Source organism: Methylosinus sp. is20ea (genome assembly GCF_059718135.1).
Map to the genome: position 1 here is coordinate 2,506,870 of NZ_AP046088.1, position 20,603 is coordinate 2,527,472.

The following is a 20,603-nucleotide window of genomic DNA, read 5'->3' on the forward strand; positions in this document are numbered from 1 at the left end:
CGAGGATGAGATGGCCACTCTCTTGTTGCAGACCGCCGGCGCTGCGATCGCGCCGGTCGGCTCGATTCTCGGCAATGTCGTCGCGGGCGTGGGAGGGGCGCTCGTCGACGCCGCGCTGCAGCCGCGCGCTTCGACGCGTTACGAGATCGGACCGCGCTTGAAAGCGATGGACGGCGTCGCCTCCACCGAGGGCGCGGCGATTCCGCGCGTCTATGGTCGCGCGCGCATCGGCGGGCAGATGATCTGGGCGACGCGCTTCCTCGAGCAGACGAATGTCTCCCTCGACGGTGGCTCGAGCAGTCGCGGCAAGGGCGGCGGTGGTTCGGCGCAGACCGTCAACGTTTCTTACTCCTATTACGCCAATTTCGCGATCGGCCTCTGCGAGGGGCCGATCGCTTTCGTGCGGCGCATTTTCGCCGATGGCAATGAGCTCGACATGACGAGCCTGCCGATTCGCATCTACAAAGGCGACGAGGAGCAGCTTCCCGATCCGTTGATCGTCGCCAAGGAGGGCGCCGAGAATGCGCTGGCCTATCGTGGGCTCGCCTATATCGTCTTCGAGCAATTGGCGCTCGCGTCTTTCGGCAATCGCATTCCGCAATTCACATTCGAGGTGACGCGGCCGATCGCGGGACTGGGCCAGTCGATCCGCGCGATCGACGTCATTCCCGGCGCGACGGAGGCCGGCTATCAGCCTTCGCTGCAATTGAACTTCTACTCGCCCGGCGTGACCGGCGCGGAGAACCGGCATCAGCTGACCGCGGCGAGCGACTGGACCGCTTCGATCGATGCGCTGCAGGCGCTGTGTCCGAATCTGGAGAGCGTCGCGCTGGTTGTCGCCTGGTTCGGCGACGATCTGCGCGCGGGCCATTGCGCCATAGAGCCGCGCGTCGACGCGACCTTCAAGACGATCGGCGAATTCGACTATGTCTTTGGTCCCTATTGGCCGACGGATTGGTCGGTCGCGGGACTGATCCGCGCGTCGGCGCGGCTGGTGTCGCAGATCGACGGGCGCGCGGCTTTCGGCGGCACGCCCAGCGACGCTTCCGTGCGCGCGGCGATCGCCGATTTGCGAGCGCGCGGTCTGTCGGTCGTCTTTTATCCTTTCGTGATGATGGATGTGCCGCCGGACAATTCTTTGCCCGATCCTCATACGGGGATGATCGGGCAGCCGCCGTTTCCTTGGCGGGGACGCATGACTTGCGATCCTGCGCCCGGACGCGTCGGCACGGTCGATGGAACGAGTGTAGCCGCCGCTCAGGTGGCGGCCTTCTTCACGCAATATCGCGGGTTCGTTCTGCATTATGCGGATCTCTGCGAGGAGGCGGGCGGAGTCGACGCTTTTCTCATCGGCTCGGAGCTCGTGGGCCTGACGCGGGTTCGCTCGGCTGCGGGCGTCTATCCGGCGGTCGCCGCATTGGAGTCGCTCGCCGCGGATGTGCGGCTCGTTCTTCGTAGCGGAACGAAGATCGGCTACGCCGCTGACTGGACGGAATATGGCGCGCATGTTCTGCCGGACGGCGAGCTTCGTTTTCCGCTCGATCCGCTGTGGGCGTCCTCGGCGATCGATTTCGTCGGGATCGACGTCTATTGGCCGCTGTCGGATTGGCGGGACGGCGCCGATCATCTCGATGCGCAGATCGCGTCGAATGTCTATGACGTCGATTATCTCACGGCGCAGGTGGCCGCGGGCGAGGGCTTCGATTGGTTCTATGCGAGCGAGGAGGATCGCCGATCGCAGACGCGCGCGCCGATCACCGATGCGCTCGGCAAGCCGTGGGTGTTCCGCGTCAAGGATCTCGTCGCCTGGTGGTCCAATGCGCATTACGAGCGTGTCGGCGGCGCGGAGCTCGGCGCGGCGACGGGTTGGACGCCGCAGGGCAAGCCGATCTGGATCATCGAGACGGGATGTCCGGCCGTCGATCGCGGCGCCAATGCGCCCAATGTGTTCCCCGATGCGCATTCGGCGGAGGGCGGTCTGCCCTATTTCTCGCGTGGCGGACGCGACGATCTGATGCAGGCGCGCTTCCTGGAAGCGATGATCGCGCATTTCGATTCGACCGCATCTGGCGGCGACGCGCGCAATCCGCTCTCGACTGTCTATGGCGGGCGCATGGTCGATCCGGCGCGCATCCATGTCTGGTGCTGGGACGCGCGGCCGTTTCCCGCTTTTCCGGGCTGTTCGGACGTCTGGGCCGACGCGCCGAATTGGGAGACGGGGCATTGGCTGAACGGACGGCTCGAGGGCGCGCCGCTCGATCGTCTCGTCACGACGCTGGCGTCGACGCTCGCGACGAACGAGCTCGTCGTCGAGCGGCCGGCGATCATCGGCTTCGTCGACGGCTATGTTCTCGACAGCGCCATGTCGCCACGTGAGGCGATCGATCCGCTCGCTTCGCTGTTCGGCTTCGATGCGGTCGTCTCCGGCGGCGCGCTGCGCTTCGTCTCGCGTACAACGACGAGCGTGCAGGAGATCGGCGAGGACGATCTCGTTCCGAACAAGGACGGGACGCTCGTCGAGCTGCGGCGCGCCCAGGAGAGCGAGCTGCCGCATGAGATCGCATTGTCGTTTTGCGATTCGGAGTTCGACTATCGCACAGGCCGCGTGCTGTCGCGGCGGCTCGAGGGCTATTCGTCACGACGCAGCGAGGCGCAGACGGCGGTGATGACGGGGCGCGCCAATGCGCAGCGTTTGGCCGACGTCTGGCTGCAGGACATTTGGGCGGGACGCGAGACGGCGCGATTTTCGGTTCGGCCTGGCCTTGTCACGCTGGAGGCGGGCGATGTGGTCTTGCTGGCGAATGCTCCGGGGCGTCTGTTGCAGATCACGCAGATCACCGATGGCGCCGCGCGCGAGATCGAGGCGCGCGCGGTCGATCCGAGCGTCTATGACCTCGGGGCGCGCGCGGTCGCGCGGCGGCCGCTCGCTTCGCCCGGCGTGATCGGGCCGCCGCGTGTCGTCGTGCTCGATCTCGCGATCGCGAAGGACGGCGAGACGGCGCTGTCGCGTGTCGCAGGCTTCGCCGATCCTTGGCCGGGCGCGCTCGCGATCTGGCGCAAGATCGGCTCGTCTTTCGAGTCGGTCGGGCTGATCGAGAAGCGCGCGACGATCGGCGAGACGTTGGACGCGCTGGCGCCCGGGCCGCTCGGGCGCTTCGATCGCGGAGCGAGCGTCACGGTGAAGCTTTCCTCTGGCGCGCTCGCCTCGGTGGACGACTCCATCGCTTTCGCGCTGCGCTCGGCGATGGCGATCCGCAGCGAGGACGGCGCCTGGGAGATTTTCGCTTTCACACGCGCGGAGCTCGTCGCGACAAACACCTATCGCTTGTCGCGCTTGCTGCGTGGAATCGGCGGCGAGGACGCGCTCGCTTCGCGCAGCGTGGCGGCGGGAGCGATCGTCGTGCTGCTCGACGATGCGATCGTCCCGCTCGCCGTCGATGTCGCGGAGATCGAGTCGGCGCGAATCTATCGGATCGGGCCGGCCGATCGCGGTCATGACGATCCGACCTATGTCGAGCTCGAGGTCGCGGCGACGCGCAAGTCATTGCTGCCCTATTCGCCGACTCATGCCCATGCGCGGCGGACGGCGGAGGGGGTCGTGATCTCGTTCACGCGGCGGGGGCGCATCGACGCCGACGCATGGGAGCCCTTCGACATTCCGCTCGGCGAGGCGAGCGAAGCCTATGAGATCGTCGTCGCGCTTCCGGGCGGCGGCGCGCGCGTGCTGAGCGCGGCGACCAATAGCGCGCTCTATGCGGCGAGCGACGAGCTGGCCGATTTCGGCGCGCCGCAGACGAGCCTCGCATTGCAGATATTTCAAATCGGCGCGCGCGTCGGGCGGGGCTTTCCGCTCGCCGCGACGCTTCCCATCGAGTGAGCCTCCATGACCGATACGATTCATCTCGCTCTGCCCTGCATCGATGCGGCGCAGGCGCAGAAGCATGTGACGCATAATGAGGCGCTGCAGCTGCTCGACGCGATGACGCAGCTCGCGGTCATCGATCGTCGCGCTTCGCCTCCGGCCTCGCCTGTCGAAGGCGATCGCTATCTCGTCGTCGCGACGGCGACGGGCGCCTTTGCGGGCAAGGAGCAGAATATCGCGCTGCGCCTCGCCGGCGCCTGGCTCTTTCTCGCGCCGAATGCGGGATGGCTCGCCTATGTGGCGGCGGAGCAGGCGACGCTGCTCTACGACGGTTCGGCCTGGGTCGACGCAGGCCTCGCATTGCGCGCGCTGCAGAATCTGTCGCTGCTCGGGCTCGGAACGACCGCGGATTCGACCAATCCGCTCTCGGTCAAAGCCAATGCGGCTCTGTTCGCGGCGCGGACGCTCGCCGATGGCGGCGCCGGCGATCTGCGTGTCACGCTCGAGAAGGAGGCCGTCGGCAATACGGTCTCGCAGCTCTATCAGTCCAACTGGTCGGGACGCGCCGAGACGGGCCTCATCGGCGACGATGATTTTCATCTGAAAGTGTCTGCCGACGGAACCATTTGGCGAGAGGCGCTCGTCGTCGATCGAGCGAGCGGCAGGGTCGCCTTTCCGAGCGGGACGGGAGACGGCGCGCCGACGGGCTTTCGCAATCGGCTGCGCAACGCCGCATTCGCGATCAATCAGCGCGCTGTCTCGGGAACGGTGACGCTCGCGGCGGGACAATATGGCCATGATGGCGTGAAGGCCGGCGCCTCGGGGGCGATCTATACATTTTCGTCGAGCGGGATCGACACGACGCTTTCTGTCTCGGCGGGCTCGGTGATCCTGCCGATCGAAGCCTCGCTGATCGAAGGCGGGACCTATGCTCTCGCGCATGACGGAACCGCGCAAGCGCGCGTGTGGCGGGGAACCGGCTATGCGGGTTCGGGCGCCTATGCGGCGGCGTCGCGAGGCGCGCCGCTTCTCGCGACGGGTCTGACGGCGAATGCGCAAACCAATTTGGAGTTTTCGAGCGGGACGATATTGCGGCCGCAATTGGAGCCCGGCGCTCATGCGACCGATTTCGAGCGGCGGCCTCCCAGTGTCGAGTTCGAGCTGTGCCAGCGATATTTCACGATATTGTCGGTCGGATGGGCTGGGATTGCGACGGCGATCTATCAGTTCTCGGGGGGATATATTTCGTTTCCCGCGCACATGCGCGCGACGCCCACCGCGAGCTCGCCGACTGGCGCCAGCCTGTACAACGTCGATTCCGAGTATGTCGACATCATGTCGGCGACGGGGTTCCGATATCTGATCCGCTCGGCGGGCGGTGGTCCGTTCACGAGCGCCAATTCCACCATCACCTTCAGCGCGGAGATATGAGCGCGATGGGCTACTCGATTGCGACCGACATCGCCGGAGCCGTGCAGCGAGTCTTTGTGCGCCGAGACGCGGACGGCGCGCTCGTTCCGACCGATGCAGATACCGCCGACAGCCGTGTCTATCGGGAATGGCTCTCGATGGGCAATGCGCCGACGCCGCTCCCGGCGCCGACGGTCGCCGAGGCGAAGAGCGAGAGGCGCGTCGCGCTCGGCGAACGCCGCTGGCGCGCCGAGACGGCGGGGACGTCGGTGAGCGGCATGAGGCTGCCGACCGACGAGAAGGCGCAGGCGAAGCTGACAGCCGCTGTCGTCGCTTGCGTGCTCGACAATGATTATGCGGTGAATTGGAAGCTCGCGGATGGTTCGTTTCGACAGTTCGACCATGCGACTCTGATCGCCGTCGCGCAGGGCGTGCGCGCCCATGTGCAGAGCTGTTTCGATCGCGAGGCGCAGCTCGTCTCGGCGATCGATGCGGCGCCGGACAACGCCGCGCTCGCGGCGGTCGACATTGAGACGGGATGGCCCGTCTGACGCCGCATTGTCTCGCGGCTTTTCTCCGATGAAAGGACATTGTGATGATCGACACCAAGGTCGCGGCGCGTCGCGCGCCGCGCGCGGGCTTTGCTTTGGACGAAAGCTCGGAGGCGAAGCTCTCGGGCGTTCATCCCGATCTCGCGCGCGTGGTGCGGGCCGCCGCGGCGCGTTGCGAGCAGACATTCGTCGTCTTCGAAGGCGTGCGCACGATCTCGCGCGAGCGCACGCTGATCGCGCGCGGGGCTTCGGCTTTGAAGAATCCCTTCCGTTGTCGGCATGTGCCGACGCAGGACCCGAAATTCGGTCTCGTCGGACATGCGGTCGATCTCGTTCCGCTGATCGAAGGCCGGCCGCAATGGTCATGGCCGCAAATCTATCCGATCGCGCGCGCGATGAAGGCGGCCGCGCAGGCCGAGCATGTGACGATCGAATGGGGCGGCGATTGGCGCACGCTGAGGGACGGCCCGCACTATCAGTTGCCCTTCGCGCTTTATCCGTGATCGCCGCGCGGCGCCTCGTCGCGCGTCACGAACCGCGCCGGGCGGCTTCCCGGCCAAACGAAAGGATGACGCATATGGGTGTTTCTCTTCCTTCGGCTTACGGCTGGCTTCTGGCGCGGGCCGAGGAGCCGAGCACCTGGGCCGGGACCGGCGTCCTGGCCGCGGTGGTGCATTCGGTCGCGCCGGGAGCGCTCGGCGATAGCCTGCTGGCCGTGGGAGCCGCCGCCGCCGGTTTGGTCGCGGTCGTGGTCCCCGAGAAAAAGGCGGACTGATGCGTTTCTGGCGGCGTCGGAGAGGCGTCCGACGCCGCCCGCCCTGCTAGAGTCTTTCCCTGTTTCAGGGAAAGACTCTATGCTTTTGTTTTGACGCGCTTCCAACGCCGAACCGGCGTCCACTTCGGCTGGAGACGCTCTAGAGGCGGCGTTCACTTGTGGCGTTCACTCGGCGTTCAGCAGGGCCATCGCATAGAATTCGCGGGGAAAAGCGAGAATGCGTCCGACCTTGTCGAAAATATTGGCGCTCGTGGTCGCCGTTCCGTCATCTGCGCTCGCCTGGGGCGCGGATCGGCCGGCTTTCCAGTGCCTGCCGGTCGCCGAGACCCGCCAGCTCATAGCGGATCGGCGGCTCGGCGATCCTTTCGCGCTCATGCAGGCGGCGAGCCTCGCCGCCCATGCCGAGCCCATCAACGCCAGGCTCTGCCGCGACCATGACGAGCTAGTCTATGAGATCAGCCTGCTGCGTCGCGACGGGCGTGTGGTGCGGATTTATCTCGACGCAGCGACGGGCCAGCCCCATGCTGGCCATAAAGAACATTGAAAAGACGATTCGTTCGGGGTGACGGAGGCGGGGCGTGCGGCTTCTGGTCGTGGAGGATGACAAGGATTTGAACCGGCAGCTCGTCTCTGCGCTGGAGCAGGCGGGCTATGCGGTCGATCGCGCATTCGATGGCGAGGAGGGGCATTTCCTCGGCGACACCGAGCCCTATGACGCCGTGGTGCTCGACATCGGTCTGCCGAAGAAGGACGGAGTCACCGTGCTCGAGGAGTGGCGCGCGGGGGGGCGGATCATGCCCGTGCTGATCCTCACCGCGCGCGACCGCTGGAGCGACAAGGTGCAGGGCTTCGACGCCGGCGCCGATGATTATGTGGCCAAGCCCTTTCATATGGAGGAGCTGCTCGCGCGCCTGCGCGCTCTGCTGCGCCGCGCGGCCGGCCATGCGACCAGCGAGATCGTCTGCGGCCCGGTGCGGCTCGACACCAAGGCCGGGCGCGTCGTCGTCGATGGCGCGGCGGTGAAGCTCACCTCGCATGAATATCGGCTGCTCGCCTATCTGATGCATCATTCGGGACGCGTGGTGTCGCGCAGCGAGATCGTCGAGCATCTCTACGATCAGGACTTCGACCGTGACTCCAACACGATCGAGGTCTTCGTCGGTCGGCTGCGCAAGAAGCTCGGCGTCGATCTCATCCAGACAGTGCGCGGGCTCGGCTATATGGCGGCGCCGCCCGAGCCGACCAAGCGCTGACGGGGCGCGATGCGGCGATTGGGCTTTCCGGGGCGATCGATCGCGGCGCGGCTGTTCTTCGCAGCAGCGGCGCTGAGCTCCGTCGTGTTGCTGATCGCCGGTCTCGCCCTCACCGAATATTATCGCCGCACTGCGGAGGAAGTGTTCGAGCAGCGGCTCGGCGTTTATCTGCGCGCCATCGTCGCCGATGTTTCGGAATCGGGCGAGGATGGGCGCAGCGGGCCGGGGCAGCTCGGCGATCCGCAATTCGAGCTCGCGCGCTCCGGCTGGTATTGGCAGATCACCCGTCTCGACGACGAGGCGCATGAGATAAAGGCCTCGCGCTCGCTCTTCGCCGCGAAATTGCCCAAGCTCTCGGACCTGCATGTGCCGGCGGAGACAGGCGGCGTGCGGCGCGGCGTCGCCCTCGGGCCGGACGGGCGCTGGCTGCGCATCGTCGAGCGCGTCATCGATGTCGGCGACATTGGCGTCTATCTCGTGCAGGTCGCGGCGACGACGGAGGAGACGGAGCATCAGATCGCGCGCTTTCGCTGGTCGCTGATGGTCGCCTTCTCGCTGCTCGCCATAGCGCTGGCGCTCGCCACGGCCGTGCAGGTGAGCGTCGGCCTGCGGCCGCTGAAATTATTGCAGCGGGAATTGTCGCTTATTCGCCGCGGCGAGCGCGGGCGCATAGAGAGCGCCTATCCGACCGAGGTGGCGCCGCTCGCCGAGGAGCTCAATCTGATGATCTCCGCCAATCGCGATATCGTCGAGCGCTCGCGCACGCAGGTCGGCAATCTCGCCCATGCTTTGAAGACGCCGCTCAGCGTCATCGTCAATGAGGCGGACGCCGCGCCCTCGCTGCTGGCCGCCAAGGTGAGCGAGCAGGCGACGCTGATGCGCGATCAGATCTCCTTCTATCTCGAGCGCGCGCGGGCGGCGGCGCGCGCCGGCGCGATCGGCGCGACGACGGAGGTCGCGCCCGTGGTGGCCGCGCTCTTGCGTACTTTCGGCAAGATCTACGGCGAGCGCGGCGTGGTGTTTTCGGGCGAGGCGGCGGCGGAGCTGCGCTTTCTCGGCGAGCGGCAGGACCTCGAGGAGATCGTCGGCAATCTGCTCGACAATGCCGGCAAATGGGCGGCGAGCGAGGTGCGCCTTTCCGTGACGTTGGAGAATGCCGAGGCCGGACGCAGCCGGCTCGTCTTCACCATAGACGACGACGGTCCGGGCCTCGCGCAGGAGTTTCGCGCTCGGGCGACGCGGCGCGGCCAGCGGCTCGACGAGACCAAGCCGGGGACCGGGCTCGGTCTCTCGATCGTCGCGCATCTCGCCGCCGATTACGGAGGCTCGCTCGCGCTCGACGATAGTCCGCTCGGCGGCCTTCGGGCGCAGGCGCGCCTGCCGGGCCTTTGACAGCGCGAATGCCTTCCGGCAAGAGGAGAGGCGATTGCGAGAGCGGAGAAAGTTCATGTCGGCGCAGGCGAATTCGGCGATCGTCAGAATTGCGATGGCCGCAGGCATTTATTGCGCGGCGCTGGCCGTCTCTGGCTGCAATTCGACCGCGCCTTCCGCTCCCGCCGCCGCCGTCGTCGCCGCGCCCGAGCCTCCCGCGCCGGGCGTCATCGGCGCTGCGATCGGCCGCGAGCTCGATGCGGCGGACCGGGTCACGGCCGTCGCCGCGCAGCAGGAGGCGGTCGCCTCCGGTCAGCGCAAGAGCTGGCGTGGAGCCCATGGCGCCTATGGTTTCGTCGAGCCGGGGCCGGAGGCCGCATTGGGCGGCTGCCGCGATTATACGCATAAGATTTTCATCGACGGCCGTCCGCAGCAGGCCAAGGGCCAGGCCTGCAAGAGGCCGGACGGCGGCTGGCGCGTGACGAGCTGAGCCGCCTCTCTCAAGAATAGAAGGACGGCGTCGGATAGGCGTCGTTCAGCACGAAATCGCCGATCTCCTTCAGCTTGTGATCGATGGGATCGTGCAGAGTATGCGTGCGGGCGTTGCGCCAGAAGCGATCGAGCCGCAAGCGCGCATGGGTTGCGCGCGCGCCCATGATCTCGAAGATGCGGGAGCTTATGTCGAGCGCGGCGCGCGCGCTCACGGTTTTGGCTGTCGCGATCTCTATCGCAATGGCGCCGCGCTGCTGCGGCGTGATGGCGTCGCCGCGCTCCCAGCCGCTCTGAAAGGCGCGTGCGGCGCGATCGAGCAGGGCCTCGGCGGCGGCGGCCTGCGTCCATAGCTCGCCGGTCGTGTGGAGAATGAACGGATCGGCGCCGATGCGCGCGGCGCCCTCGCTCGGCAGGCCGCGCACATAGGCTTTGGCCTCCTCCAGCGCGCCGCGCGCGAGGCCGGCGAAAATCGCGACCAGCAGCAGCTGCACGAGGCAAGGCCGCAGCGCTGCAAAGGGCGAGCCCATCGGGCCCGGTGAGACGAGCAGTTCGTCCTCCGAAATCTCCACGCGCTCGAAAGAGACCGCGCCGCTGTCGGTCTGGCGCTGGCCCATATTGTCCCAATCATCGTGAATGCGCAGGCCCGCGCGCTGCGTCGGAATCGCCGCGATCTTCAGCCTGTCGTCCTCGTCGAGGGCGGAGACGATGAGCATGTCGGAATCGCTCGCGCCCGAGCAGAAGGTCTTGGCGCCGTCGAGTCGCAAAATCCCGCCGTCGCGGGAGAGCCGCAGGCGCGGGTCCTTGGGATTGACCGCATTGCCCCAGAAGCAGCGCTCGCGCGCGGTCTTCTCCATCAGCGCCTGCGCCTGCGCGGCTGTTCCGAAGATTTGCGGCGTGACCACCATCAGATGATGAAAGGCGAAGAGATGGGCGAGCGCGCTGTCGACCGCCGCCATGCGTCGGACGGCCTGCGTGATCTCGACCCAATCGGCGCCGGCGCCGCCGAGCGCGCGGGGAATGGCGAGGCTCAGCAATCCGCTCGCGCGAATGAGATCGCGCTCGCGCTTGGCCGTGCCGCCTTCCGCATCCCGTTTTGCGGCCGTGGATGCGAGATCGGCGAGCAGCGGCTCGAGCGCCGGATCGCTTGGAAAGGCCGTTTCGGTCTCGAGGTGGGACATGAGGAAAAAGCTCCTCGGGCGGACAGGGCGACGGCTGCCGGGCCGGCGACGTGACGCGGCTTTTGGTGCGGACGGCGGGGATCGAACCCGCATGGGCATAGCCCGAGGGATTTTAAGTCCCTTGCGTCTACCGGTTCCGCCACGTCCGCGATTCGTCGAAGTGATAGCGCAGCGCGCAGGCCTCGGCAAACCGAGACCTCAACCTCGGGTTAACCATGAGGGAGATATGTCTCGGCGGTTCGCCTCCGAGCAGCCGCGCGCTCCTCGGGCCAGAAGCGCCGGAGCGTCGATTGCTCACCTCGACCGATCAAGCCGTCCGCCGCGACATCGACGCTGCGCAGCCGTCTCGAATCGCCCTCGGCTCCCTCGCGCCGCTCGCGGCCTGCGCGGCGATCTTCCTGCTGCTGCGGCCCTATTACGGCCTCGAGCATGACGCCGTGATCTATATGGGCCGCGGCCTCGCCGATCTCGATCCGCGAGGCGTCGGCCTCGACATCATGTTCCGCTTCGACGGCCAATCGAAATTCAGCGTCTTCTCGCGGCTCGTCGATGGTCTCATCCCGGCTCTCGGCCTCGCCGGGGCGGCGAAATCTCTCGCTTTCGCCGGCTGCGCCCTCTGGTTCGCGGCGCTGGCGGCGCTGGCCTCGCGCCTCGCGCAAAACAGCGCCCTCTGGGCGCTGCTGCTGCTCGCCGCCTGTTTCGACAGCTCCTATGGGGGATTCGGCGTCTTCCATTTCGCCGAGCCCTTCGCGACGCCGCGGCCTTTCGCCGAGGCTTTCGTCTTGGCCGCTTTCGCGGCGCTGCTGTCCGATCGGCGCTGGACAGCCGGTCTCTGCCTCGTGGCCGCCGTGGGGTTTCACCCGATCATCGCCGCGCCGGGCTGTCTCGTCGCGCTATTGTATGAAGGGCGGAAAGACCGGCGCATTTTCATCGCCGCTCTGCTCGTCGGGGCGGGGCTGCTCGCAGCGGCGCTGGCCGGGGCGCCGCTGCTCGAGAGGCTGACCGCGCCCATCGATCCGCAATGGGCGGCGATCATCTCGGTGAGAAGCGACTATATTTTCCTCGCCGATTGGCCGCCCAGCACATGGATCGCGATCCTGCGGCAGGCGAGCACGCTGCTGCTGGCGGCGAGCCTCGCGCCGCCTCGCGTGCGGCGTCTGCTCTTTTGCGTGGTCGCGGCGGTGGGCCTCGGCCTCGCGGTGAGCTTCGCGCTCGGCGATCTCGCCATGCGAGAGCTCGCGGCGCAGGCGCAGAGCTGGCGCGGGCTGTGGCTCGCCGCCGCCTTCGCGCCTCTGGCGCTGGGCCTCGCCGCGCCGGCCTTGTGGCGCGAGGGGTCGCGGGGCCGCATCGTGCTCACGCTGCTCGTGACGAGCTGGATTTTGCGCGCGGCGCCCGAGAGCGCCTTTCTCGCTCTCGTCGCCGTCCTCGCCTGGTGGGGCCGGGAGCGCTGGAGCCACATCTCGCTCGCGCTGCTGGAGCGCGCGCTTTTCGCGCTCTGCGGCCTTTGCGCGCTCTGCGTGCTCGGCGCGGCTTTGTGGTTCGCGCGCGAATACGCCCGCACGGCGCCGAGCGAGGATACGGTCCTCTCCTCCGTGTTGCGCGCCGGCGAGCCGGCCTTCGTTCCGCTTCTGCTCATCGCGCTCGCCATGCTGGTCGCGGCGCCGCGGCCCCGCCCGCTCCTGGCCGCGGCCGCAGCGGGGCTCGTCGCGCCGCTGGCGGCGTTTTGCTGGATCTATGAGCCTTTCCCGCTCCGCTCGGCCGAGGTCCATCCGCCCGAGCTCGAGGCGATCGTGGCGGGACGAGCGGGCGAGGTTCTCTGGGTGAACGACAAGCTCGCGCCCTGGGTGTGGCTCGGCCGCGCCAATTGGGCGTCGCGCGTGCAGGGGGCGGGCGTCGTCTTCTCGCGCCCGCTGGCGCTCGTCTGGCGCGAGCGGATGGGATTTCTGCGCGATCTCGGCTGGGTCGCCGACAGCGCGCTGAAGCCGCGCACCGACGATGTGATCGATTTTCCGCCCTTTACGCGCGGCGGGCTGGAAAGCCTCTGCGCGCGCGCCGACGCGCCGGCCTATGTGGTAGGGGCGATCGAATCGCCGGATGCGCTCGCGCCGGGGCTCGAGGCGCGCTTCTGGCGCGGCCCGACGCGCTTTTCGCTGCATCTTTCCGGCGCCGCGCCGCAGTGGACGCCGATCGAGCATTACGCGATCTTCGATTGCGCGGCCTATCGGCCCGCGGGATAGAGCGTTTCCAGCCGAAGTGGACGCCGGTTCGGCGTTGGAAACGCGTCAAAACAGGGGCCTAGAATCTTTCCGTGTTTCAATGAAACACGGAAAGATTCTAGGCGAGGTCAGGACGATCCTTTGGCGATCGGCGCCTGGAAGGTGAGGCCCGTGTCCCAGGGGAAATAAATCCAGGTGTCCTGCGAGACCTCGGTGACGAAAGTGTCGACCAGCGGCCGGCCCTGCGGCTTGGCGTAGACCGTCGCGAAATGCGCCTTCGGCAGCAGGGCGCGCACCACCTTGGCCGTCGCGCCCGTGTCGACGAGATCGTCGACGATCAGCACATCCTCGCTCGGGCGCGCGAGAATCGTCTCGGAGAGCGGCTTCAGCACATGGACCTCGCCGCGCTGCGTCTCCTCGTGGTAGCTGGCGACCCCGATCGTGTCGATGACGCGAATGCCGAGCTCGCGTGCGACGATGCCGGCCGGCACCAGCCCGCCGCGCGTCACTGCGACGATGGCCGAGAAGCGGCCGACCCCCGAGAGCCGCCAGGCGAGCGCGCGCGCATCGCGGTGGAAGGCGTCCCAGGACACCGGAAAGGCTTTGTCTTCCATAGAGCGGGGTCTCCTCGAGAGCGGTCTTCTCGGCCGTCAGAGCGGCGTTCCATTGGCGGTGAGCCGCACGATCAGCGCCCGCACCTTCTGCGCCGCGGCCTCGAGCTCGGCGCCGTCGCGGCTGCGCAGCACGATCTGATTGCGCACGCCGGCGCTGGAGAAGGACGGATAGGAGCCGACCGTCACGCGCTCATGCTCCTTGGCGATGCGCTCCAGATCGGCGGCGTAGCGGCCCTCCGGAATGCCATGCGCGTCGACCGTGGCCACCTGCACGCGCACGCCCTTGACGATGCGGCCGGCGGCGGCGTCCAGCATGGCCTGCATGATGATCGGCACGCCGGCCATGACGATCACATTGCCGATCATGAAGCCCGGCGCCTTGGAAATGGCGTTCTCGATCAGCTCCGCGCCCTGCGGAATGCGGGCCATGCGCCGGCGGGCGGGATTGAGATCCTGCGCGGCGATGCGCTCCAGCAGCATGGCGATGGCGCGCTCGTCCTCGCCGATCGGAACGCCGAAGGCCTTGGCCACGGCGTCGGCGGTGATGTCGTCATGGGTGGGGCCGATGCCGCCCGTGGTGAAGACATAGCTGTAGCGTCCCCGCAGCGCGTTCAGCGCGGCGACGATCTCCTCCTCCACATCCGGCACGACGCGCACCTCGCGCAGGTCGATCCCCAATTCGCCCAGATATTTGGCGATATAATTGGTGTTGAGGTCCTGCGTGCGGCCGGAGAGAATCTCGTCGCCGATCACGAGCACGGCGGCCGTGACTATGTCTTCGCGCTCCATCGGGCCGCTCCTTCGGGTCAGTCTGGCCGAAACTCTATGACAGGGCCGCCGCTCAGGCCAGCCGGGCGTTCGGGTTCGGCCCCGGCTTCCGCCGTTCGTGGCGCACGCATCTTGCTTTGCGGCGCCAATTTCTTAATTTATAAGCTAAAGCAGGCGACGACCAACAGAGAGCACAGCATGACATTCGTCGAGTCCCACCTCGCGGGCTCCGGGCGCAAGAGCGGCCAGATCAAGCTCCACGGACCCGAGGATTTCGAGGGCATGCGACTCGCCGGCCGGCTCACGGCCGAGGCGCTGGACATGCTCGTCCCTCATGTGAAGCCCGGCGTCACCACAAAGGCGCTGGACGATCTCGTCTTCGACTTCGCCATAGCCAACGGCGCCTATCCGGCCCCGCTCGATTATCGCGGCTATCGCAAATCCATCTGCACCTCGATCAATCATGTGGTCTGCCACGGCATTCCGGACGACAAGCCCTTGCGCGAGGGCGACATCGTCAATGTCGACGTGACTTTCATCATCGACGGCTGGCATGGCGATTCGAGCCGAATGTTCGCCGTGGGCGAGGTTCCGCGCCGCGCTCAGCGCCTCATCGACGTGACCTATGAGAGCCTCATGCGCGGCATCGCCGTGGTGAAGCCCGGGGCGACGACGGGCGATATAGGCGCGGCGATCCAGCGCTTCGCCGAGGCCGAGCGCTGCTCCGTGGTGCGCGATTTCTGCGGCCATGGGCTCGGGCGGCTGTTCCACGACGAGCCCAATATTCTGCATTATGGCGTGCCGGGGCAGGGGGTCGAGCTGCGGCCCGGCATGTTCTTCACCATAGAGCCGATGATCAATCTTGGCCGGCCGCAGGTGAAGGTCCTCTCCGACGGTTGGACTGCCGTCACCCGCGACCGCTCGCTGTCGGCGCAGTTCGAGCATTCGCTCGGCGTGACCGAGACCGGCGTCGAAATCTTCACCGCCTCGCCCGCAGGGCTCGACAATCCGAACGGCGCCTCGAGCGCCGAATGAGCGAGCCGCGCGCGCCTCGGCGGCGACCGGCCGGCGAGAAAGCCGCCGACGGTCTGCGCGAGGAGGCGCCGCATTTTCACGGACACCGCCAACGGTTGCGCGACCGTTTCCTCGAGGCGGGCGAGGCCGCGCTCGCCGATTACGAGCTGCTCGAGCTGGTGCTCTACCGCGCCATTCCGCGGCGCGACGTCAAGCCGCTGGCCAAATCGCTGATCGCGCGATTCGGCTCTTTCTCCGAGGTGGCGGCGGCGCGGCCCGAGCGGCTGCGCGAGATCGACGGGCTCGGCGAGGCGGCGATCTGCGAGCTCAAGCTGATGGAGGCGTCGGCGCGGCGCCTGGCGCGCAGCAATCTGCAGAAGCGCACCGTGCTCTCCTCTTTCGCGGATGTGATCGATTATTGCCGCACGGCGATGGCCTATGCCGAGCGCGAGGAGTTTCGCATTCTCTTCCTCGACAAGCGCAACGCTTTGATCGCGGACGAGGTTCAGGGCGTCGGCACGGTAGACCATACGCCCGTCTATCCGCGCGAGGTGGTGCGGCGGGCGCTGGAATTGGGCTGCTCCGCGCTGATTCTCGCCCACAATCACCCTTCGGGCGATCCGACGCCCTCGACCGCCGATATTCGCATGACGCTGGACATCATCGCCATCGCCCAGCCTTTCGGCATTGCGGTGCATGATCATCTGATCGTGGGGCGGAACGGGCATTCGAGCCTGAAGGGGCTGAAGTTCATTTGAGGCGGCGGCTTCGACATTTCGGGCCAAAATCACCATAAACAAACTGTCTCCCATCGCTTTCGCGAATCGCTCCCGCCACCGCTTCCCCGAGGTCCGTTGCCTTCCTTCGCCGTCACGCCGCTCATCATCGCCACGGCTCTGTTCATGGAGAACCTCGACGGCACCGTACTGGCGACGGCGCTGCCGGCCATGGCCGCCGATCTGCACGAGGACCCCGTATCGCTGAAGCTCGCGCTCACCTCCTATCTGCTATCGCTCGCGGTTTTCATCCCGCTCTCCGGCTGGGTCGCCGATCGCTATGGCGCGCGGCGGGTGTTTCGCGCGGCGATCGTCGTCTTCACCTTTGGCTCCATTCTCTGCGGCTTCTCCACCTCGCTCGCCGGCGTCGTCGGGGCGCGAATCGTGCAGGGGCTCGGCGGGGCGATGATGGTGCCGGTCGGGCGGCTCGTGCTGCTGCGCGTCGCGCCGCGACACGATCTCGTGCGCGCGCTCGCCTATCTCACCATTCCGGCGCTGATCGGCCCGGTGGTGGGACCGCCGCTCGGCGGCTTCATCGCCACTTATTTCCATTGGCGCTATATTTTCTGGATCAATGTGCCGATCGGCTTTCTCGGCGTCGCGCTCGTCACCCGCTATATTCCCGATCTGCGCGAGGAGAGCGTTCCGCCGCTCGATGTGACGGGCTTTCTGCTCTCTGGCCTCGGGCTGTCGAGCCTCGTCTTCGGGCTCGGCGCGCTCGGCCAGGGCATCGTCCCGGCGCCGGCCGCGGCCGGGCTGGTCACGGCGGGCGCGGCTTCGCTTCTCCTCTATCTGCGCCATGCGCGGCGGACGCCGCATCCGATCATCGATCTCGATCTCCTGCGCGTGCCGACCTTCTACGCCGCCGTTGTCGGCGGCTTCATGTTCCGCATGGGGCTCGGGGCGATTCCGTTTCTGCTGCCCTTGATGCTGCAGACCGGCTTTGGCCTCACAGCCTTTCAATCGGGATCGCTGACCTTCATCGCCGCCATCGGCGCCATTGCGATGAAGACCACCGCGCAGCCCATTCTGAACCGCTTCGGCTTCCGGCGCGTGCTGATCGTCAATGCGATCATCTCGGCCTGCTTCTTCTGCTTCAATGCGCTGTACACGCCGGCGACGCCGCATTGGCTCATCATGAGCGTGCTGCTCGTCGGCGGCTTTTTCCGATCGCTGCAATTCACGGCGCTGAATGCGATCGGCTATGCCGATGTCGACGATGCGGCGATGAGCCGGGCGACGAGCTTCGCTTCGGCGGGCCAGCAATTGTCGCTGTCGGCGGGCGTCTCGCTGGGCGCCGGGGCGCTGGAGAGCGCGCGTGCGCTGCATGGCGGCGGCGCGCTGCGGCTCGCGGATTTCGACGCCGCCTTTCTCGTCGTGGCGGCGGTGTCGGCCTCGTCCATCCTGATCTTCCGCAGGCTCGCGCCGACGGCGGGCGCGGGGCTCACGGGGAAAGAGGCGATCGAGGCCGACGGTTCGGCCTGATCATCTATCGGGTAGGAATTCCGCTCAGCCGCGAAATCCGGTGGCGAGCACATAGAGCTCGGCCGAATCGGGGCGGCTCGCGGCCGGCTTCAGATGGCGCACTTGCGCGAAGTCGCGCTTCAGCGCCGCGAGCAATTGATGCTCCGTGCCGCCCTGCAGCACTTTGGCGATGAAAAAGCCGCCCGGCGCCAGCACATCCTTGGCGAAATCCGCGGCGAGCTCGGCGAGCGCCACGATCTTCAGATGATCGGTCTGCTTATGGCCGGTGGCGTTGGCCGCCATATCGGACATGACGCCATCGGCGCCGCCGCCGAGCATGGCCTTTATCTGCTCCGGCGCGGTCTCGTCGTTGAAATCCATCACAGTGAATTCGACGCCCGCGATGGGCTCGATCTCGAGCAGGTCGATGGCGACGACCTTGCCCTTGCTCTTGCCATCGGCGGATTTCACGCGCGCGGCGGCGATCTGCGACCAGCCGCCGGGCGCCGCGCCGAGATCGACGATGCGCTTTCCCGGCGTGAGAAGCTTGTGGCGGTCGTCCATCTCGAGCAGCTTATAAGCGGCGCGCGAGCGATAGCCGTCGCGCTTGGCCTGCGCGACAAAGGGATCATTGAGCTGACGCTCGAGCCAGAGCGTCGAGGACAGCGAGCGCTTCCTCGCCGTCTTCACGCGTTCCTTCAGCGAGCGGCCGCCTTCGCGTCCTCCTGCGCCCGATTTCGTCATGCGAGCACCGCTTCGCGCGGCGCGAAGGTTCCGTCGGCTTCCTGCTCCATCGCGATATGGCGCTGGTGGAAGGCGAGCAGGCTCGAGCGATGGCCGATGGAAACGATCGTCGTATTCGGCAGGCGCTCGCGCAGCATGCGGTAGATGTCGCTTTCGAGCTTCTCGTCGAGCGCGGAGGTCGCCTCGTCGAGGAACAGCCAATCGGGCTCGGCGAGCAAGGCGCGCGCGACGGCGACGCGCTGCTGCTCGCCGCCGGAGAGGCGCTGCGACCAGGAATCCTCTTCGTCCAGGCGATATTTGAACGGTCCGAGCCGCGCGGCGTCGAGCGCCTCCTCGATCGCGCGGCGGGAGAAGGCGTCGGGCGCGCTCGGATAGGCGATGGCCTCGGCCAGCGTGCCGATCGGGATATAGGGCTTTTGCGGCAACAGCAGCAGCTTGGCGTCGTTCGGCGTGCGCACGCGGCCCTCGCCATAGGGCCAGATGCCGGCGATGGCGCGAAACAGAGTCGATTTTCCCGATCCCGAGGGCCCGGTCAGCAGCGTCGATTCGGCCGGTCGGAACACGAGATCGCGCGCCTCGACGATGCGCCGCCCGTCGGGGAGCGACAAAGCGAGATCATGGACGGCGATCTCGGGCGAAGCGCCGCGCTCGATCTTCGGCGCCGCGGCGCCCATCGTCGCCGCGCGCTCGATCGCCTCGTCGAAGGAGGCGAGGCGGTCCAGCACCGCTTTGAAATTGGCGAGCGAGGTGTAGTAGGTGACGAAGAAGGTCAGCGCATCCTGCACCTTGTCGAAGGCGCCGGAGGTCTGCGTCATCACGCCGAGATTGATCTTGCCGGCGAAATAGAAGGGCGCGGTGAGCAGATAGGGAATGATCGGCGACAATTGCCCGTAGGTCGCCGTGAAGCTGATCATCTTCTTGCGCGTCGTGACGATGCGCAGATAGTTGACGATGATCGCCGTGAAACGGCTCACCAGCGAGGATCGCTCGGCCTTTTCGCCGGCGAGCAGCGCGACCTGCTCGCTATATTCGCGCAAGCGCGCCAGCGAGAAGCGGAAGTCCGCCTCGCGATGCTGGCGCTCGAAGAACAGGCCCGACAGCGTGCGGCCGAGAAGATGCGTCACCACCGTGCCGACCGCCGCATAGAGCAGCGCCACCCAGAACAGGAAGCCGGGAATGAAAATATCGGTGCCCGGGAAGGCGTAATTGCCGGAGAGTCCCCAAAGGACGATAGAGAAGGAGACGAGCGAGCTCAGCGTCTGGATCAGCAGGATCGTATAGGAGTAGATGCCATAGCCGTCGGTGCCGCCGTCGATGAAGCGGTTCACGTCCTCGGCGATGCGCTGGTCCGGATTGTCGGTCTGACTGCCGGCGAGCGCCATCCGATAATGCGTGTGATCGCCGAGCCAGCGGGACACGTAATGCTCGGTGAGCCAGCGCCGCCAGCGAATGATCATCAGCGATTGCACGACATATTCGATCACGGCGCTGATGATGTAGGTGAAGGCCCAGGGCGTGAAGACATAGAGCAGCAGGCTCCAGAACGCGTCGGCGTTCTTCTCCTGGATCGCGTTGAAGAAATCGCGATTGAAAAAGGACAGGCGCACATTGACGCCGACCTGCGCCTGATTGATGAGCACCAGCAGCACGATCATCGCGACGGCGATGCTGCGCTCCCGCGCGCCGAATCGAAAGAGCCCGAGGACGTTCCCTTCGCCACGGTCGCTGCTGTCGAAATAGAGATCGGCGATGCGCGTCATCTCGCGCACGACGGGAATATGAGAGACGGCGAAGACGGCGATCGAGAAGACGGCGACAGTGAGCGGCAGGCTCTCGGGCAGCGCATAATCGGCGAGCGCGGCGGGCCACAGGCCCTCCTCCGCGAGCAGGCGCGCGACGCCGAAGACGATGGTCTCCACCGAGAAGATGGAAACGAATATCTTCAGAAAGCTCGAGATGGCGGCGCTGCGCCAGGTGATGAAGGCGCAGAGCCCGGCGGCGGCGGCGAGGAGGAAGAGATTGGCGTCGCCGAGGTGAGCGCCCGCTGCGAGCGTTAGCGCCGCGAAGACGGCGACGGCCGCTCCGAGTCTCTGCATGTCCTGTCCTCTCATTGGT

At 66.9% G+C, this 20,603-nt stretch carries 18 protein-coding genes and 1 tRNA gene; 13 read left to right on the plus strand and 6 right to left on the minus strand.

The genetic code is table 11. The features are described 5' to 3' along the window. Positions 1-10: 10 nt before the first annotated feature. The 9 genes from AC6IY7_RS11600 (at position 11) to AC6IY7_RS11640 (ending at position 9,712) form a co-directional block, all read left to right on the plus strand. Positions 11-3,877, plus strand: coding sequence for a baseplate multidomain protein megatron (locus AC6IY7_RS11600; protein ID WP_497779224.1), 3,867 nt, complete (start codon positions 11-13; stop codon positions 3,875-3,877). A 6-nt stretch (positions 3,878-3,883) separates the two neighbouring features. After that, positions 3,884-5,293, plus strand: coding sequence for a DUF2793 domain-containing protein (locus tag AC6IY7_RS11605; protein ID WP_497779225.1), 1,410 nt, complete (start codon positions 3,884-3,886; stop codon positions 5,291-5,293). Positions 5,294-5,298: 5 nt separating this feature from the next. Then, positions 5,299-5,823, plus strand: coding sequence for a DUF4376 domain-containing protein (locus AC6IY7_RS11610; protein ID WP_497779228.1), 525 nt, complete (start codon positions 5,299-5,301; stop codon positions 5,821-5,823). Positions 5,824-5,867: 44 nt separating this feature from the next. Then, a complete protein-coding gene (locus tag AC6IY7_RS11615) occupies positions 5,868-6,326 on the plus strand; it encodes a M15 family metallopeptidase (protein ID WP_497779229.1) in 459 nt (152 codons plus the stop codon). A 74-nt stretch (positions 6,327-6,400) separates the two neighbouring features. Then, entirely contained in the window at positions 6,401-6,598 is a 198-nt protein-coding gene (locus AC6IY7_RS11620) for a hypothetical protein (RefSeq protein ID WP_497779232.1), read from the plus strand. Between the two features lie 217 nt (positions 6,599-6,815). Next, positions 6,816-7,142 carry a PepSY domain-containing protein gene (locus tag AC6IY7_RS11625; protein ID WP_497779233.1) on the plus strand — a complete coding sequence of 109 codons (327 nt, stop codon included), beginning with the start codon at positions 6,816-6,818 and terminating at the stop codon, positions 7,140-7,142. Positions 7,143-7,176: 34 nt separating this feature from the next. Then, positions 7,177-7,851 carry a response regulator transcription factor gene (locus AC6IY7_RS11630; protein ID WP_497779234.1) on the plus strand — a complete coding sequence of 225 codons (675 nt, stop codon included), beginning with the start codon at positions 7,177-7,179 and terminating at the stop codon, positions 7,849-7,851. A gap of 9 nt (positions 7,852-7,860) precedes the next feature. Beyond that, positions 7,861-9,243 (plus strand): ATP-binding protein, encoded by a 1,383-nt coding sequence (locus AC6IY7_RS11635; RefSeq protein WP_497779236.1) that lies wholly within the window; start codon positions 7,861-7,863, stop codon positions 9,241-9,243. Positions 9,244-9,298: 55 nt separating this feature from the next. Then, complete coding sequence (locus AC6IY7_RS11640; protein ID WP_497779237.1) at positions 9,299-9,712, plus strand: hypothetical protein; 414 nt, start codon at positions 9,299-9,301, stop codon at positions 9,710-9,712. A 10-nt stretch (positions 9,713-9,722) separates the two neighbouring features. Here the strand turns inward: AC6IY7_RS11640 and AC6IY7_RS11645 are convergent, their stop codons facing one another. Next, on the minus strand, positions 9,723-10,892 hold the full coding sequence (locus AC6IY7_RS11645; protein ID WP_497779238.1) for an acyl-CoA dehydrogenase family protein: 1,170 nt from the start codon (positions 10,890-10,892) through the stop codon (positions 9,723-9,725). 63 nt (positions 10,893-10,955) lie between these two features. Beyond that, positions 10,956-11,041: transfer RNA gene (locus AC6IY7_RS11650), tRNA-Leu, on the minus strand. Positions 11,042-11,182: 141 nt separating this feature from the next. Between AC6IY7_RS11650 and AC6IY7_RS11655 the strand changes: the two genes are divergently transcribed. Continuing rightward, positions 11,183-13,129 carry a hypothetical protein gene (locus AC6IY7_RS11655; RefSeq protein ID WP_497779240.1) on the plus strand — a complete coding sequence of 649 codons (1,947 nt, stop codon included), beginning with the start codon at positions 11,183-11,185 and terminating at the stop codon, positions 13,127-13,129. Between the two features lie 107 nt (positions 13,130-13,236). Here AC6IY7_RS11655 and gpt read toward each other — a convergent pair whose 3' ends face one another. Together gpt and AC6IY7_RS11665 are read right to left on the minus strand one after the other, a co-directional pair. Then, a complete protein-coding gene (gene gpt / locus AC6IY7_RS11660) occupies positions 13,237-13,722 on the minus strand; it encodes a xanthine phosphoribosyltransferase (RefSeq protein ID WP_497779241.1) in 486 nt (161 codons plus the stop codon). A gap of 36 nt (positions 13,723-13,758) precedes the next feature. Next, positions 13,759-14,511 carry a competence/damage-inducible protein A gene (locus AC6IY7_RS11665; RefSeq protein ID WP_497779242.1) on the minus strand — a complete coding sequence of 251 codons (753 nt, stop codon included), beginning with the start codon at positions 14,509-14,511 and terminating at the stop codon, positions 13,759-13,761. A gap of 177 nt (positions 14,512-14,688) precedes the next feature. Between AC6IY7_RS11665 and map the strand changes: the two genes are divergently transcribed. The 3 genes from map to AC6IY7_RS11680 all read left to right on the plus strand — a co-directional run bounded on the left by map (position 14,689) and on the right by AC6IY7_RS11680 (position 17,765). Next, positions 14,689-15,525 (plus strand): type I methionyl aminopeptidase, encoded by an 837-nt coding sequence (gene map / locus AC6IY7_RS11670; RefSeq protein ID WP_497779243.1) that lies wholly within the window; start codon positions 14,689-14,691, stop codon positions 15,523-15,525. Then, a complete protein-coding gene (gene radC / locus AC6IY7_RS11675; protein ID WP_497779246.1) occupies positions 15,522-16,262 on the plus strand; it encodes a RadC family protein in 741 nt (246 codons plus the stop codon). Before map ends, radC begins: the two co-directional genes overlap by 4 nt. Before the next feature lie 96 nt (positions 16,263-16,358). Beyond that, positions 16,359-17,765, plus strand: a complete 1,407-nt coding sequence (locus AC6IY7_RS11680) for a DHA2 family efflux MFS transporter permease subunit (protein WP_497779248.1) — start codon at positions 16,359-16,361, stop codon at positions 17,763-17,765. A gap of 24 nt (positions 17,766-17,789) precedes the next feature. Here the strand turns inward: AC6IY7_RS11680 and AC6IY7_RS11685 are convergent, their stop codons facing one another. After that, complete coding sequence (locus AC6IY7_RS11685; RefSeq protein WP_497779249.1) at positions 17,790-18,488, minus strand: RlmE family RNA methyltransferase; 699 nt, start codon at positions 18,486-18,488, stop codon at positions 17,790-17,792. Continuing rightward, positions 18,485-20,584, minus strand: coding sequence for an ABC transporter ATP-binding protein/permease (locus tag AC6IY7_RS11690; protein WP_497779251.1), 2,100 nt, complete (start codon positions 20,582-20,584; stop codon positions 18,485-18,487). Before AC6IY7_RS11690 ends, AC6IY7_RS11685 begins: the two co-directional genes overlap by 4 nt. Between the last annotated feature and the right edge of the window lie 19 nt (positions 20,585-20,603).

Excerpts from the sequence above, each read along its gene's own strand:
- AC6IY7_RS11600 (WP_497779224.1), top strand. The coding sequence starts at position 11 with ATGGCCACTCTCTTGTTGCAGACCGCCGGCGCTGCGATCGCGCCGGTC.
- AC6IY7_RS11605 (WP_497779225.1), top strand. The coding sequence starts at position 3,884 with ATGACCGATACGATTCATCTCGCTCTGCCCTGCATCGATGCGGCGCAG.
- AC6IY7_RS11610 (WP_497779228.1), top strand. The coding sequence starts at position 5,299 with ATGGGCTACTCGATTGCGACCGACATCGCCGGAGCCGTGCAGCGAGTC.
- AC6IY7_RS11615 (WP_497779229.1), top strand. The coding sequence starts at position 5,868 with ATGATCGACACCAAGGTCGCGGCGCGTCGCGCGCCGCGCGCGGGCTTT.
- AC6IY7_RS11620 (WP_497779232.1), top strand. The coding sequence starts at position 6,401 with ATGGGTGTTTCTCTTCCTTCGGCTTACGGCTGGCTTCTGGCGCGGGCC.
- AC6IY7_RS11625 (WP_497779233.1), top strand. The coding sequence starts at position 6,816 with ATGCGTCCGACCTTGTCGAAAATATTGGCGCTCGTGGTCGCCGTTCCG.
- AC6IY7_RS11635 (WP_497779236.1), top strand. The coding sequence starts at position 7,861 with ATGCGGCGATTGGGCTTTCCGGGGCGATCGATCGCGGCGCGGCTGTTC.
- AC6IY7_RS11640 (WP_497779237.1), top strand. The coding sequence starts at position 9,299 with ATGTCGGCGCAGGCGAATTCGGCGATCGTCAGAATTGCGATGGCCGCA.
- AC6IY7_RS11645 (WP_497779238.1), bottom strand. The coding sequence starts at position 10,892 with ATGTCCCACCTCGAGACCGAAACGGCCTTTCCAAGCGATCCGGCGCTC.
- gpt (WP_497779241.1), bottom strand. The coding sequence starts at position 13,722 with ATGGAAGACAAAGCCTTTCCGGTGTCCTGGGACGCCTTCCACCGCGAT.
- AC6IY7_RS11665 (WP_497779242.1), bottom strand. The coding sequence starts at position 14,511 with ATGGAGCGCGAAGACATAGTCACGGCCGCCGTGCTCGTGATCGGCGAC.
- map (WP_497779243.1), top strand. The coding sequence starts at position 14,689 with ATGACATTCGTCGAGTCCCACCTCGCGGGCTCCGGGCGCAAGAGCGGC.
- radC (WP_497779246.1), top strand. The coding sequence starts at position 15,522 with ATGAGCGAGCCGCGCGCGCCTCGGCGGCGACCGGCCGGCGAGAAAGCC.
- AC6IY7_RS11685 (WP_497779249.1), bottom strand. The coding sequence starts at position 18,488 with ATGACGAAATCGGGCGCAGGAGGACGCGAAGGCGGCCGCTCGCTGAAG.
- AC6IY7_RS11690 (WP_497779251.1), bottom strand. The coding sequence starts at position 20,584 with ATGCAGAGACTCGGAGCGGCCGTCGCCGTCTTCGCGGCGCTAACGCTC.